10 protein-coding genes are annotated in these 14332 nt (G+C 65.9%); 4 read left to right on the top strand and 6 right to left on the bottom strand.

Annotated elements, in window-relative coordinates:
* The first annotated feature begins 54 nt into the window (after positions 1-54).
* Entirely contained in the window at positions 55-2967 is a 2913-nt protein-coding gene (gene ppdK, locus BDOA9_RS32365; RefSeq protein ID WP_025038103.1) for a pyruvate, phosphate dikinase, read from the top strand.
* A gap of 99 nt (positions 2968-3066) precedes the next feature.
* Here the strand turns inward: ppdK and BDOA9_RS32360 are convergent, their stop codons facing one another.
* Together BDOA9_RS32360 and BDOA9_RS32355 are read right to left on the bottom strand one after the other, a co-directional pair.
* A complete protein-coding gene (locus BDOA9_RS32360) occupies positions 3067-4344 on the bottom strand; it encodes a multidrug effflux MFS transporter (RefSeq protein WP_025038102.1) in 1278 nt (425 codons plus the stop codon).
* Positions 4345-4552: 208 nt separating this feature from the next.
* The gene (locus BDOA9_RS32355) at positions 4553-6382 is read right to left on the bottom strand and encodes an aminopeptidase P family protein (RefSeq protein WP_025038101.1); all 1830 of its coding nucleotides are present in this window, start codon (positions 6380-6382) and stop codon (positions 4553-4555) included.
* A gap of 186 nt (positions 6383-6568) precedes the next feature.
* Between BDOA9_RS32355 and BDOA9_RS32350 the strand changes: the two genes are divergently transcribed.
* Positions 6569-6748, top strand: coding sequence for a hypothetical protein (locus BDOA9_RS32350; RefSeq protein ID WP_025038100.1), 180 nt, complete (start codon positions 6569-6571; stop codon positions 6746-6748).
* A 36-nt stretch (positions 6749-6784) separates the two neighbouring features.
* Here the strand turns inward: BDOA9_RS32350 and BDOA9_RS32345 are convergent, their stop codons facing one another.
* A complete protein-coding gene (locus BDOA9_RS32345) occupies positions 6785-7672 on the bottom strand; it encodes a 50S ribosomal protein L11 methyltransferase (RefSeq protein WP_025038099.1) in 888 nt (295 codons plus the stop codon).
* Between the two features lie 163 nt (positions 7673-7835).
* Here BDOA9_RS32345 and BDOA9_RS32340 point away from each other — a divergent pair, with 163 nt between their 5' ends.
* Positions 7836-7991 (top strand): Flp family type IVb pilin, encoded by a 156-nt coding sequence (locus tag BDOA9_RS32340; RefSeq protein WP_152033707.1) that lies wholly within the window; start codon positions 7836-7838, stop codon positions 7989-7991.
* Positions 7992-8278: 287 nt separating this feature from the next.
* On the opposite strand, the gene BDOA9_RS32335 is transcribed toward BDOA9_RS32340, so the two are convergent.
* On the bottom strand, positions 8279-9889 hold the full coding sequence (locus BDOA9_RS32335) for a phytoene desaturase family protein (RefSeq protein ID WP_025038097.1): 1611 nt from the start codon (positions 9887-9889) through the stop codon (positions 8279-8281).
* 178 nt (positions 9890-10067) lie between these two features.
* Between BDOA9_RS32335 and BDOA9_RS32330 the strand changes: the two genes are divergently transcribed.
* The gene (locus BDOA9_RS32330) at positions 10068-12347 is read left to right on the top strand and encodes a fused MFS/spermidine synthase (RefSeq protein ID WP_025038096.1); all 2280 of its coding nucleotides are present in this window, start codon (positions 10068-10070) and stop codon (positions 12345-12347) included.
* 58 nt (positions 12348-12405) lie between these two features.
* Here BDOA9_RS32330 and BDOA9_RS32325 read toward each other — a convergent pair whose 3' ends face one another.
* Both BDOA9_RS32325 and BDOA9_RS32320 read right to left on the bottom strand, forming a co-directional pair.
* Positions 12406-13341, bottom strand: a complete 936-nt coding sequence (locus BDOA9_RS32325) for a glycerophosphodiester phosphodiesterase (protein WP_244521561.1) — start codon at positions 13339-13341, stop codon at positions 12406-12408.
* Positions 13342-13432: 91 nt separating this feature from the next.
* A complete protein-coding gene (locus tag BDOA9_RS32320) occupies positions 13433-14206 on the bottom strand; it encodes a L,D-transpeptidase (RefSeq protein ID WP_042336834.1) in 774 nt (257 codons plus the stop codon).
* Between the last annotated feature and the right edge of the window lie 126 nt (positions 14207-14332).

Below are 14332 nucleotides of genomic sequence, written 5' to 3'. Positions count from 1 at the left end.
AAAATGGTGTAAGGCCCGCGAATTCCCATTCCTCTCGCAGGTTGTGTGCAAGCTATGGCCAAAGCCGCCTCGAAGCCCAAGAAAATGCCAGCGAAATCAAAGCCCTCTGCAGCCGCAAAGGCCGCACCGCCAGCCCGCAAGGCGCTGGCCAAGAGCGCGCCGAAGCCGCTTGCCAAACCTGCTGCAAAGCCGGCGGCAAAGGTGACCAAGGCGGCTCCGCCGAAGGTTGCCGCGAAGCCCGCGCCGAAGAAGGCTGCGCCCGCCAAGTCGGTGCCGGCAGCGGCCAAGGCCGGGAAATGGGTCTACACGTTCGGTGACGGCAAGGCCGAGGGCCGGACGGAAATGCGCGACCTGCTCGGCGGCAAGGGCGCCAATCTCGCCGAGATGGCCAATCTCGGTCTGCCGGTGCCTCCGGGCTTCACCATCCCGACCTCGGTCTGCACCTATTTCTACGCACACGACAAGACCTACCCGAAGGAGTTGCAGTCGCAGGTCGAGAAGGCGCTGGAGCATGTCGGCAAGTTGACCGGCAAGGTATTCGGCGACACCAAGAACCCGCTGCTGGTCTCGGTGCGCTCCGGCGCGCGCGCCTCGATGCCGGGCATGATGGACACAGTGCTCAATCTCGGCCTCAACGACCAGACCGTGGAAGCGCTGGCCGAATTGTCGGGCGACCGCCGCTTCGCCTATGATAGCTATCGCCGCTTCATCACCATGTATTCCGACGTGGTGCTCGGCTTCGAGCATCATCACTTCGAGGAAATCCTCGACACCTTCAAGGACAGCCAGGGCTACACGCTGGACACCGACCTGTCGGCCGATGACTGGGTCGAGCTGGTCGGCAAGTACAAGGATGCGGTCGCACGCGAGACCGGCAAGGATTTCCCGCAGGATCCGCACGACCAGCTCTGGGGCGCGATCGGCGCGGTGTTCTCATCCTGGATGAACGCGCGCGCGGTGACCTACCGCAAGCTGCACGACATTCCGGAATCCTGGGGCACCGCGGTCAACGTGCAGGCCATGGTGTTCGGCAACATGGGCGAGACCTCGGCCACCGGCGTTGCCTTCACGCGCAATCCCTCGACCGGCGAGAGCAAGCTCTACGGCGAGTTCCTGATCAACGCGCAAGGCGAGGACGTGGTCGCGGGCATCCGCACACCGCAGGACATCACCGAGGAAGCGCGGAAGGAGTCGGGCTCCGACAAGGCCTCGATGGAAGCGGCGATGCCGGAAGCCTTCAAGGAGCTGACGCGGATCTACACGCTGCTCGAGAAGCACTACCGCGACATGCAGGACATGGAGTTCACGGTCGAGCAGGGCAAGCTCTGGATGCTTCAGACCCGCGGCGGCAAGCGCACCGCCAAGGCGGCGCTGCGCATCGCGGTCGAGCTCGCCAATGAGGGCCTGATCTCGAAGAAGGAAGCGGTGACGCGGATCGATCCGGCCTCGCTCGATCAGCTGCTGCATCCGACCATCGATCCCAACGCCAAGCGCGACGTGATCGCGACCGGCCTGCCGGCATCGCCGGGCGCGGCGTCCGGCGAGATCGTGTTCTCCTCGGACGAGGCGGCCAAGCTTCAGGGCGACGGACGTAAAGTGATCCTGGTCCGCATCGAGACCAGCCCGGAAGACATCCACGGCATGCACGCCGCCGAAGGCATTTTGACCACGCGCGGAGGCATGACCTCGCATGCGGCGGTGGTCGCGCGCGGCATGGGCAAGCCCTGCGTCTCCGGTTGCGGCACCATCCGCGTCGATTACGGCCGCGGCACCATGAGCATCGGATCGCGCACCTTCAAGACCGGCGACGTCATCACCATCGACGGCTCGCTCGGCCAGGTGCTGGCCGGCCGCATGCCCATGATCGAGCCGGAGCTGTCCGGCGAGTTCGGCACGCTGATGACCTGGGCCGACCAGGTCCGCAAGATCGGCGTTCGCGTCAACGGCGACACGCCGGACGACGCGCGCACCGCGATCAAGTTCGGCGCCGAGGGCATCGGCCTCTGCCGCACCGAGCACATGTTCTTCGAGGAGACGCGCATCCGCACGGTGCGCGAGATGATCCTCTCGGAGGACGAGCAGTCGCGCCGCGCCGCGCTGGCAAAACTGCTGCCCATGCAGCGCGCCGACTTCGTCGAGCTGTTCGAGATCATGAAGGGTCTGCCCGTCACGATCCGGCTTCTGGATCCTCCCCTCCATGAGTTCCTGCCGCACACCCATGCCGAGGTCGAGGAGGTGGCGCGCGCCATGAACACCGACCCGCGGCGCCTCGCCGACCGCGCCCGCGAGCTCTCGGAGTTCAATCCGATGCTCGGCTTCCGCGGCTGCCGCATCGCGATCGCCTATCCCGAGATCGCCGAGATGCAGGCCCGCGCGATCTTCGAGGCGGCGGTCGAGGCACAGAAGCGCACCGGCAAGGCCATCGGCCTCGAGGTGATGGTGCCGCTGATCGCAACCAAGGCCGAGCTCGATCTGGTCAAGGCGCGGATCGACGCGACCGCACAGGCCGTGATGCGCGAGACCAACACCAAGCTGGCCTATCAGGTCGGCACCATGATCGAGCTGCCGCGCGCCTGCCTGCTCGCGGGCGAGATCGCGCAGTCGGCCGAGTTCTTCTCGTTCGGCACCAACGACCTGACGCAGACGACCTACGGGATCAGCCGCGACGACGCGGCGAGCTTCCTCGGTCCCTACGTCGCCAAGGGCATCCTCTCGGTCGATCCGTTCATCGCGCTCGACCAGGAAGGCGTCGGCGAGCTGGTCAAGATCGGTGTCGCGCGCGGCCGCAAGACACGCCCGCAGCTCAAGGTCGGCATCTGCGGCGAGCACGGCGGCGATCCTGCCTCTGTCGCCTTCTGCCATCATATCGGTCTCGACTACGTCTCCTGCTCGCCCTATCGCGTGCCGATCGCGCGGCTTGCGGCGGCGCAGGCCGCGCTCGGCAAGGCGATCGCGAGCCAGGCGTAAGCCAAAGCGCAGATGTGAGCTTGAGAGAGGCGGGGCCTGGCACCGCCTCTTTCGTTTCAGGCTCTTCGCAAGGACGGGTTGGGGCGGGCGCAGCGCCCCTCACATCATCCCCGTCTCGTCCTCCTCGGCCTGCCCGATCAGCGCCGCGCTTGCTACCGCCTCGCGGCGGGGCACGACGAACATCATCACGCAGGCGCAGAGCACGGAGATCGCGAGCACCGCTGCTGTAAGCGGCAGCGTCGTTGCGGAATGGCCGCCGAGATAGGCGCCGAATTGCGACATCAGCGCGCCAATGCCTTGCTGCAGGAAGCCCATCGCGCCCGAGGCGGTGCCGGCCGCTTCCGGGCGGATGCTGATGGCGCCGGCGGCGGAATTCGCCATCACGAAGGCGTTGCCGACCATCACGATCATCTGGGTCCCGAACAGCCAGGCGGGCGCCTCGTTCCAGCCGGTGAAGCTCCAGAGCAGGTTCGCGAAACTGCCGCAGAGCTGCAGGGCGAGCCCGAACCAGATCAGCTTCTCCAGCGAGTGGCGCGGCGCAAAGCGCACGCAGAGCAGATTGCCGACCAGAAACGCAAAACCCGTGGTCGCGAACCAGGCGCCGTATTCGGCGCTGCTGCGGCCCATCTGCGTCACCACGATGTAGGGCCCGCCGCCTGCGAAGGTGAAGATGATCTGGGACGCCAGCACCTGGCACATCACATAGCCGACGAAGGCGCGGTTGCGGACCAGCATGCCGATATCGCCGCGGAAGCCGCTGCCGGCGGCGCGGCTGCGGCGGGTCTCGGGCAGCGCCAAGGCGATGCCGACGGCCACGACGATGGCGGCGATGGTGATGGCGTAGAAGATCGCGCGCCAGCCGAACGCGGTCTCGATCAGGCCGCCGGTGAGCGGCGACACCATCTGCCCGATCATCAGCGCCGCGACCACCAGGCTGATCATCGAGGCGACGCGGTCGCGATCGTAGATGTCGCGGATGATGGCCCGGCTGATCACCATGCCGGATGCGCCGCCGAGCGCCTGGAAGAAGCGTGCGGCAATCAATTGCGGAAGCGTCTCGGCGAAAATGCAGCCGATGCTGGCAACTACCATCAGCGCCAGCCCGCCCAGCAGCACCGGACGACGGCCGAACCGGTCCGACAGCGGCCCCATGATCAGCTGCGACAGCGCGATGCCGACCATGTAGAGCGACACCGTCATCTGCGCGATCGAGATGTCGCTGCCGAAATTCGTCGCCAGCACCGGCAGTGCCGGAACCAGGATGTAGAGCGAGATCGGCGCGACCCCGGTCATCACGACCAGCAGCAGCAACACCACGCGCGAGGTCGCGAGGTTTTTCGTCGCCGCGTCCGGCGGCCTGCTGATCATGCCGTGCATATCTAGTCCGTCGCTCGAATTCGAATCGACTGTAGCGTGCCCGCGCAAGACCGATATCGGCGATTCGGAATGCGGCTATTCGGATTTCGGGACGGTTATGATGAGGGCACGATGGCGACCGATTGGGCGCGATACCCTTGCCACATGACACCTGTGGTGGGGAAAGCAGCGTTGCGCAAATCGCGTAGCGCCATGCGCAACGACGCGCCTATGCCCTCAGCTCCGCCGTGGCCTGATCGAGCCAGGCCTTCGTCGCCTCGTCCAGCGCCGGGCCCACGTCGTTCCTCACGCGGGCATGATAGGCGTTCAGCCAATCGAGCTCGTCGCGGCTCAGCATCGCGACATCGATCAGGCGGCGGTCGATCGGGGCCAGGGTCAACGTCTCGAACGCGTTCATCGGCTTCTCGGCGCCCTTGACGTCGGCGGCGACGACCAGCTCGAGGTTCTCGATGCGGATGCCGAAACCGTCGGTCTTGTAGTAGCCGGGCTCGTTGGACAGGATCATGCCCCGCTTCAGCGGCGTGGTGCCGAGCTTCGAAATTCGCGCCGGTCCTTCGTGCACCGAGAGATAGCTGCCGACGCCGTGGCCGGTGCCGTGCTCGAAATCGAGCCCGGCGGCCCAGAGATATTGCCGCGCCAGCGTGTCGAGTTGCGCGCCCGTGGTGCCGTCCGGAAACACGGCGCGCGCGATCGCGATGTGGCCGCGCAGCACGCGGGTGAAGCGGTCGCGCATCTCGTCCGTCGGCTCGCCCACCGCCATGGTGCGCGTGACGTCGGTGGTGCCGTCCTCATATTGCGCGCCGGAATCGATCAGCAGGAGATCGCCGGGCGCGATCCGCCGGTTGCTCTTGCGGGTGACGCGGTAATGCACGATGGCGCCGTTCGGGCCGGTGCCGGAAATGGTCGGGAACGAGACGTCCTTGAGCGCGCCGGTGTCGCGGCGGAAGGTTTCCAGCGCCTCGACCGCGTCGATCTCGGTGAGCTTGCCGCTTGGCGCCTCGCGATCGATCCATGCGAGGAAGCGCGCCAGTGCCACGGCGTCGCGTACATGAGCCGTCCTGGTGCCCTTGATCTCGGTCGCGTTCTTGACTGCCTTGAGCAGCGCAACCGGATCGCTGCCGCGCACCGGCTTGCCGCCGGCGCCCGTGATCAGCCGGCTGAGTGCGTCGGCGGCGGTGGCGTTGTCGAGCGCGATCGATCCACCGCTCTTGGCCAGCGCCATCAGCGTCGGCGCCATGGCGGCCGGTTCGCGCACGTCGGCGGACTGCTCGAGATGGTCGCGCGTGAGGTTGGAGAGCTTGCGGTGGTCGATGAAGATGGTGGGACGGCCATCCTTCGGCACCAGCGCATAGGACAGTGGCAGCGGCGTATGGGCGACGTCGGCGCCGCGGATGTTGAAGGTCCAGGCCACTGCGTGGCTGTCCGACAGCACCAAGGCATCGGTGCCGAGCTTGGCGATCTCGGCCCTGATCTGCGTCAGCTTCTCGGCTTCAGCGACACCGGCATGCTGGAGGCTGTGCACCGCGACGGGGGCGAGCGGCGGCTGCGGCCGGTCCTGCCAGATCGCGTCGATCGGGTTGCTGTCGACGGCGACCAACTCGGCCCCGGCCTTGGCGCAGGCGGCGGACAATCGTTCGGCTGCCGAAAAAGTGTGCAGCCAGGGATCAAATCCGAGGCGGTCGCCGGCTTTCAGATGCGCCGCCACCCAGCTCTCCGGCGGCGGGTCGATCAGCGATTCCACCGTCCATGCCTTGGCGTCGACCTGCTTGGCGGCTTGCAGCGTGTAGCGGCCGTCGACGAACAGCGCTGCCTCATGCGGCAGAACCATGGCTAGTCCCGCAGAGCCGGTAAAGCCGGTCAGCCAGGCGAGCCGCTCTTCCGATGGCGGTACATATTCGTTCTGCTGCTGATCGGCACGTGGCACGACGAAGCCGGTCAGCTTGCGACGGGCAATTTCTTCGCGAAGTGCGGCCAGCCGTGCCGCCAACGCGACGCCGGCCTCGGGCTCCTCGAATGTCTGGAAGTGTGCTTCGAACATGGTGGATCACTTTAGGATCATGGGGATCAGTCCGCAATGTAGACGCATTTGCGTCGCATCTGGCATGGACTGTGCTTGAATAATTCCATTCGAATTGAGTGGAGTAAAGGATGCGGCAGTTGCGCTTCGTCCGAATGACAGGGAAGTTCGAGCAGGTGGTTCATCTCAACGGCGAGGGGACACACGATGCCAGCGTTCACCTTTGAGAAGATTTCGCCGCCGGCGCGCCGCGCCCCGACAACTCCGACACCGAAGAAGCCGCGCGGCCTCATCAGCCAGATGATCGACCGTTTCGCCGAGCGCCGCGCCAAGCGTAACTTGCGGGGGCAGCGCGCGTCACGCCGCGACGAGAAGCCGGCGGAGTAGCGGGGCGGGCGCACCGCCGTCGCGGATGCGGATAGTTTACCCCATCTTCCTCAGCAACAGACTGCTCCACCCCTCGATGCGCAGGTGCTTCACCGGCACCAGTCCGCGCGCCCGGTAGGCGGCGATCACGGCGGGCGCCTGGTGCGTCAACAGGCCGGAGAGGATGACGCGGGCGCGAGGGGCAAGGTGCTGCGTCATCGGGCTCGCCAATTGCCGCAACGGATTGGCAAGGATATTGGCGAGCACCAGATCGAACGGGCCTGCACGCGCAAAGTCCGGCGCGGCAAAGCCGGTGGCGCGGATCACCCGCACATGGTTGCGAACTTCATTCAGCGCGGCGTTCTCGGCGGCCACCCGCACCGATGGCGGATCGATGTCGGAAGCCAGCACCGCGCGATGCAGCGCCTTTGCGGCTGCGATCGCCAGCACGCCTGTGCCGGTGCCGAGGTCGAGCAGGTTCCTTGGGCGGGAACTCTTCAGGACATGGTCAAGCAGCAGTAAACAGCCGCGCGTGGTGCCATGGTGGCCGGTGCCGAAGGCGAGCGCCGCCTCGATCTCGATGGCGAGCTTGTTCGGCGCCACACGGTCGCGATCGTGGCTGCCGTGCACGACGAAGCGCCCGGCCGGCACCGGGACGAGATCTTCAAGGCTGGCCTTGACCCAATCCTTGGCCTCGACGGTATCGAAAGCGAGCGTCGCGGCAATCTCATTTCCCGCTGAAGTAACAACGAGTTCGCGCAGCCATGCCTGATCGGGCGCATCGGCGAAATGCAGCGTGACGTCCCATTTTCCGTTCGGCCGCTCGAACGCGGCAACCGCCGCATCGCCGTCAAAAAACACCTCGGTGAGGACGTCGACCACGTGCCTCGCATCGGCCTCGCTGCCGATCGAAAAGCTGGCGCGATGGGTGGGGGAAGGCTGCATTCAGGGTTCCGTTGAGTTCAATTTTTGGAACTTTTAGGGGTGAATTTCCGGACAAGTTGCCGTTCGCAGGTTAACCCGCCCGAAGCCTGTGTCCCGTATCTTTCCGGATGTCGAAGCAATCCAATGCAGCTTGGAATTGAAACGGAGGCGAGTCTTGAAGAGCATGGTTCAGAAGTTCTGGTTGGACGAGTCCGGCGCAACTGCGATCGAATACGGCCTGATCGCCGCGGGTATCGCCCTGGCGATCATCACCGTGGTGAACGGTCTGGGCACGTCCCTGAACGAGAAGTTCAGTTCGATTAGCACCTCCCTGAAGTAATTTCCGCCTCCATTTCCCAGCGGGGGCTATTTTTCTTCAGAGGCTATTCCTGATCACCGCCCGCGAGGGGACCCCCCCTGGCCGGCGGTGATTTTGTCTGGATGTGTTCTCCCAGGATATTCACAGATTATCCGCTTGGTTGTCGGCAACCTGCCCACCGGTTCTTCCCGCAATTATTCCCGCGGTTTCCACAGGCTTTCCCACGGATGGACCCCGCCGATTTGCGCCAGGCATCACCTGACCGGCCACAGACCTTTCGACAGCCTGTCCACAATTCATCCACAGCCCTATCCACGGCTTCCGAACAGGGAGCGGTGATCCCTCAGGATCGCCTGCGCTGCATTATGGCCGGGGGCGCCGGTGACGCCGCCGCCGGGATGGGCGCCGGAGCCGCAATGGTAGAGGCCCCTCAATGGCCCGCGATAGTCGGCGTGGCCCAGCATCGGCCGGGCCGAGAACAGCTGGTTCAGCGTCAGCGCGCCATGGAAGATATCGCCGCCGAGCAGCCCGAACTGGCGCTCGAGATCGAGCGGAGACAGGATCTGGCGGCCGAGCACGCTCGCCGCAAAACCGGGAGCGTACTTGTCCACCGTCGCGATCATGAGATCGGCGACCTCTTCGCGATGGTCGTCCCAGGACCTGCCCTCAGGAAGCTCCGGGGCGACATGCTGGCAGAACAGGCTCGCGACATGCTTGCCCGCCGGGGCCAGCGTGTCGTCGAGCGTCGAGGGAATCAGCATCTCCACCACGGGCTCGCGGCTCCAGCCCTTGGCGCGCGCGTCGAGCCAGGCGCGGTCCATATAACCGAGGCTCGGCGCCAGGATGATGCCGGAGGTGAGGTGATCGCCCGCGCCCGATAGCGCCGTGAAGGAGGGCAGGCGGTCCAGCGCCACGTTCATGCGGAACGTGCCGGAGCCGTTCTTCCAGTGCCGGATGCGGGCGAGGAAGTCTGCAGGCAGAGCGTCGGCCGCGATCAGGCGCGTGTAGAGCAGCTTCGGATTGACGTTGGCCGCGACGTATTTCGCGCGGATGGCGGAGCCGTTCTCCAGCACGATTCCGACGGCGCGGTCGCGCTCGACGATGACCTCGCGGACGCTCGCCTCGGTGTCGATCACGACGCCGCGCTCGCGTGCCGCGCGCGCCATGGCCTGCGTGATCGCGCCCATGCCGCCGATAGCGTGGCCCCAGACGCCCTTCTTGCCGTTCACCTCGCCGAACGCATGATGCAGCATCACATAGGCCGAGCCGGCGGCGTAGGGGCTGGCATAATTGCCGACGATGGCGTCGAAGCCGAACAGCGCCTTGACCAGATCGTGCTCGAAACGTTCGTCGAGCATCTCGCCGGCCGAGCGCGTGAACAGATCTAGCAGGCTGCGGCTTTGTTCCAGCGTCAGGCCGCGCAGAATGTTGGCGCTCTGCAAAGCGTTCACGGCCTCGCGGATAGCGTCGGTGCCGAAGCCGTCGAGCAGGTTCGGCGGCGCGCGCAGCACGAACCGCCTGAGCACGTCGGCAATGTCTTCGAGCTCTTGCGCGAAGCCGTCGAGCGCTTCCGCATCACGCGTGCTGAGCCGCGCCACCGAGGCTTTCGTTCGCCCCTCGCCGGTGAGGAGATAGCTGCCATCCGGCGCGGGCAGAAAATTCTGCGCGCGCCGCTCGACGATGCGCAGGCCTTGCTCGGCTAGCCTGAGGTCACGGACCACCTGCGGATTGAGCAGGCTCACGGTGTAGGCGGCGACCGAATTGCGAAAGCCGGGATGAAACTCCTCCGTCACCGCCGCACCGCCGACCACCGTGCGCCGCTCGACCACGCGCACGCGCAGACCCGCCTTCGCGAGGTAGGCCGCGCAGGTGAGGCCGTTATGGCCAGCGCCGATGATGACGACGTCGGTTTCGGTCATAAGAGGTTCAAGTTGTTCCACCGTGATCCGGGTTCGCCTCTCCGAGGCGCCCCGGAACGACATCTCTATATCAGGCATTCCTTGCTGCAACATCACGCCACACTTTATTGCCCGTGCAGGCGCCTTGTGCTCCATTGCGCGCGGTCCGGCGCCCGCCGGGGTTTGAGCCGGAGCATTCATGGATTCGATCGTGCAACCCGCCGCCACGGAGCAGCAATCGTCGTCGCGCAACCGGCTGCTGCTGACGGTCTACACCGCCGCGATCTTCGTCAGCGCGCTGCTGTTGTTCTCGGTGCAGCCGCTGTTCACCAAGATGGTGCTGCCGCGGCTCGGCGGCTCGCCGGCGGTGTGGTCGGTGGCCATGGTGTTCTTCCAGTCGCTGCTGCTGGCCGGCTACGCCTACGCGCATTTGTTGATGCAGGCGCGGGGCCGGATCGTCCCCGTCGCGGTGCATCTGGTGCTGCTGATTGCGGCCTTCGCCACGCTGCCGCTCGGCATCGCCGCCGCCTATGGCGAGCCGCCGGCCTCGGGCTACGCAATCTGGCTGCTCGGCCTGTTCGCGGTCTCGATCGGGCTGCCGTTCTTCGCGCTGGCCGCCAACAATCCGCTGCTGCAGGCCTGGTTCGTCCGCACCGGCCATCCGGCCGGGCACGACCCCTATTTCCTCTACGCCTCCTCCAATATCGGCAGCTTCCTCGCACTTCTGTCTTATCCGTTCCTGCTGGAGCCGATGTTCACGCTGCAGATGCAGAACCGGTTCTGGACCGGCGGTTACGCGCTCCTGATCCTGCTGATCGGTGCTTGCGGCCTGCTGTTGTTGCGCTCCCCGAGGCTGGCGGTGGTTGATGCGCAAACCGAGGAGGTGAATGCGCCGGCGCCCAATCTGCTGATGCGGCTGCGCTGGATCTTCCTCGCCGCGGTGCCGTCCGGCCTGCTCATCGCCGTGACCGCGCATATCTCGACCGACGTTGCGGCGGCGCCGCTGTTGTGGGTGCTGCCGCTCTCGCTGTACCTCTTGACCTGGGTCATCGTGTTCCAGTCGCGGCCGCTGCTGCCGCACAAATGGATGCTGATGCTCCAGCCCGTCGCGATCGCGGGCGTCGTCGTCCTGCTGGCTTTCGGCGGCGAGCAGAACCTGCTGCTGACGCTCGGCGGACATCAACTCTGCTTCTTCGTCATCGCCATGGCCTGCCACGGCGAGCTGGCGCGGACGCGGCCTGCGGCCAGATATCTCACCGGCTTCTATGTCGCGCTGTCGTTCGGCGGCATGGTCGGCGGCCTGTTCGCAGGGCTGGTTGCGCCCTACGCCTTCTCGTGGATCGCCGAATATCCGATCCTGATCGCGCTTGCCGCGCTGTGCCGTCCGTACGCGAACGAGCGGCTGGCCGGAATCGTCAAATGGTACTGGTTGGCGCTCGCCGCACTCGCACTGGCGCTCGTCGCGCCGTCAACCACGACGGGCGGCCTCTCGACCTGGTTCGAGGATCACCGCGTCTGGGTCGCCGGCGCCGTCGGCGTGCTCGCCGCGCTGCTCGCGCTGATCCTCAATGCCGGGCGCTGGAAGATCTTTGCCACGGTCGCGTTGGCGCTGGCGTTGATCCGCGTTTATCCCGCAGACGAGGGCCGCGTCACCACGGTGCGCAGCTTCTTCGGCGTGCACAAGATCGTGGTGACGCCGGGCGGCTATTTCCACGTGCTGATGCACGGCACCACCATTCATGGCGCCGAGCGCTTCCGCAACAATGACGGCACGCCTGTTGCCGGCCGGCCCGAGCCGATCACCTATTATCACAAGGACGGCGGCATCGGTCAGGCCGTCAGCGCGATCCGCGAGCGTAAGGGCGCGCCGCTGAAGGTCGCCGCGATCGGCGTCGGCTCCGGCACGCTCGCCTGCGCCGCCGAGCCGGGGGAGAACTGGAAATTCTTCGAGATCGATCAGTCCATGGTCGATGCGGCGCGCGACCCCAGGAATTTCCGCTACATCTCGAGCTGCATGCCGGACATGAAGCCCGTCATCGGCGATGCGCGTCTCACCTTCGCCAAGGAGCCCGACGGCGCCTATGATCTCGTCATCGTCGATGCCTATTCGTCCGATGCGATCCCGATCCATCTTGCGACCGAAGAGGCGATGAAAATCTACAAGGACAAGCTCGCGCCGCACGGTGCCGTGGTGATGCACGTCTCCAACCGGCATCTTGATCTCGAGACCGTCGTGGTCGGCATTGCGGATGCCAACGATCTCAAGAGCTGGGTCTTCAACGAGGATTCCGGGCGCGATGGTGATTACATTTTCTCCACCGACGTCGTCATCTCCGCGCGCGAGGAGGCCGATATCGGCAGGCTCGCATCCTCCAAGCAATGGGAGCAGACCGAAGCCGACGACAGGGCGCGGGTCTGGACCGACGATTATTCCAACATCCTGGGCGCGCTGTATCGGCGTTGGAAGGACGGGGAATAGGGCTCTCTTCGTAGCCCGGATTTCGCTGCGCTCCATCCGGGGCTACGAGGCATCGCGCCTACGGCACCACCGGCGTTCCCGCCGGCAGCGCGATCCCCTTCTCGCCGGCGACCTGCCGCAGCAGGTCCGGCCTGTCCGAGATGATTCCGTCGACGCCGATCTCGATCATCCGCGCCATGTCCTCACGCTTGTTCACCGTCCAGACCACGACGCGCAGTCCCTGAACATGGGCGTCGGAAACCAGCGCTGCGGTCACGTCGCCGAAATAGGGCGACCAGATCGCGCCGCCCGCGGCCTTGATCGTCCGCGGCAGAGAGCCGCCGTGATCGGCCGGGCTGAGACCCGCCGTCCAGCTCGTCGCCTTGTCGAGCGCCACCGTCGGAGCCGAGCCGCGCTGGATCGTCAGGTACACGGTCGGGATCTTCGGCGCCTGCTGCTGGACGAGCAGCAGGGTCCGCCAGTCGAACGACTGGATCATGACGCGGTCGGAGAAACCTTCGGTCTCGATCACGCCGAGCAGCTTCGTGACGAAGGCTCGCGGATCAAGCGTCTCGTCCGGATGATTCGGATCGATCTTGGTCTCGATGTTGAAGCGGACCTTTGTGTTGCCGGACTTGCGCACCAGCGCGAACAGCTCGCGCAAGGTCGGAATGCGCGTCCCCGGCAGCGCACGCTGGTCGGGGAATTGTCGTGAGTAGGCGCTGTCGGGGCGGATCCGGCCGACGTCATAGGTCCTGACCTCGTCGAGCCGCAGCTTGACGAAAGGCAGGCCAGGCGGAGCGATGTAGGCTCCGTCGGGCCGCCGTGCGAGATCGGGATTGAGCCCGCGCTCATGGGAGACGATCACTTCGCCGTCCGCGGTGACGCCGACGTCGAGCTCCAGCGTGTCCACGCCCATCGTCAGCGAATGGGCGAAAGCGGGCAGGGTGTTTTCAGGCAACAGCGCCCGCCCGCCGCGATGCGCCTCGAGGTCGAAGGCCAAATCAGATCCCATGGCTTGTCCGGCAGTAAGGAGCGAGAGCAGCACCGGGATTGTCGTGGCACGGGATGGCATGGTGCCTCGACGGTTCAAGGAGGTCGCCGCGTCAGTTCTGATAGTAATATCCGCGCGGCTGATAATATTGCCGGGGCTGCGGCTGATGATAATAGCCCTGCTGGCCGTAGCCCTGGTCGTAATACGGCTGCTGTTGCTGATAGACCTGTGCGTCGTAGAGCGGACGGGTGGCCGAGCGCGGCGCCGGATAGCGCGCGCCGGTGTCGCTGCCGTCGGCCGGGTAGATGTAGTTGTCGTCCTGCGGCATGTAGCGCCGCGCGGGCTGCGTCGGCGGCATCAGGTTCACCGGGGCGCCGGTGGTGGCGTATTGCTCTTCAGGCGGCTGCGCGGCGCGGGCCACCGCATTGCGGCCGCGTGGATTGCGCGCCAGCGCCACCTGTGCTGAGCCGGTCAGCGTCACCGTGGTGTTGAGCACGCCCTGCTGCTGCACCAGTGCATAGAGCGTCGAGGCGTTCTGGCGCGACAGGCGCACGCAGCCATGGGATGCCGGCGAGCCGAGCCGGCCAACCGAGTCCGTGCCGTGGATGGCGTGCCCGACCTTGGTGAAGAAGATCGCGTGCGGCATCGGCGCGTCGTCGAATTCCTTGGAATAATGGTCCTCTTCCATGCGGAAGGCCCGGAAAGCGCCGTTCGGCGTCTCGCGGGAGGGGATGCCGGTCGACACCGGCCAGCGGTAGCGTGCGACCCCGTCGACGGCGACGCTCATCTGCTGATTGTCCTTGTCGACGATGATTTCGACCTTGGCCTGCGCGGTGCCCGCGCTCAAAAGCATCAGGGACGTGAAAGCAACCAAAAAAGAACGCATCTGACTTCTGGCCTCCGGCCTGTTCATGCTGGCGCCGCGGCTCTCCGTCCCCCGGCGTGCATTATGCCTGCAGCCAGGTGTTGGTTCCAGCGGCCTGCCTGTCCATCGTTAACGTGATGCCGGGCG

Source organism: Bradyrhizobium sp. DOA9 (genome assembly GCF_000617845.2).
Taxonomy (GTDB): domain Bacteria; phylum Pseudomonadota; class Alphaproteobacteria; order Rhizobiales; family Xanthobacteraceae; genus Bradyrhizobium.
This window is presented reverse-complemented; position numbering and strand designations above follow the sequence as displayed.

Excerpts from the sequence above, each read along its gene's own strand:
- ppdK (WP_025038103.1), top strand. The coding sequence starts at position 55 with ATGGCCAAAGCCGCCTCGAAGCCCAAGAAAATGCCAGCGAAATCAAAG.
- BDOA9_RS32360 (WP_025038102.1), bottom strand. The coding sequence starts at position 4,344 with ATGCACGGCATGATCAGCAGGCCGCCGGACGCGGCGACGAAAAACCTC.
- BDOA9_RS32355 (WP_025038101.1), bottom strand. The coding sequence starts at position 6,382 with ATGTTCGAAGCACACTTCCAGACATTCGAGGAGCCCGAGGCCGGCGTC.
- BDOA9_RS32350 (WP_025038100.1), top strand. The coding sequence starts at position 6,569 with ATGCCAGCGTTCACCTTTGAGAAGATTTCGCCGCCGGCGCGCCGCGCC.
- BDOA9_RS32345 (WP_025038099.1), bottom strand. The coding sequence starts at position 7,672 with ATGCAGCCTTCCCCCACCCATCGCGCCAGCTTTTCGATCGGCAGCGAG.
- BDOA9_RS32340 (WP_152033707.1), top strand. The coding sequence starts at position 7,836 with ATGGTTCAGAAGTTCTGGTTGGACGAGTCCGGCGCAACTGCGATCGAA.
- BDOA9_RS32335 (WP_025038097.1), bottom strand. The coding sequence starts at position 9,889 with ATGACCGAAACCGACGTCGTCATCATCGGCGCTGGCCATAACGGCCTC.
- BDOA9_RS32330 (WP_025038096.1), top strand. The coding sequence starts at position 10,068 with ATGGATTCGATCGTGCAACCCGCCGCCACGGAGCAGCAATCGTCGTCG.
- BDOA9_RS32325 (WP_244521561.1), bottom strand. The coding sequence starts at position 13,341 with ATGGGATCTGATTTGGCCTTCGACCTCGAGGCGCATCGCGGCGGGCGG.
- BDOA9_RS32320 (WP_042336834.1), bottom strand. The coding sequence starts at position 14,206 with ATGCGTTCTTTTTTGGTTGCTTTCACGTCCCTGATGCTTTTGAGCGCG.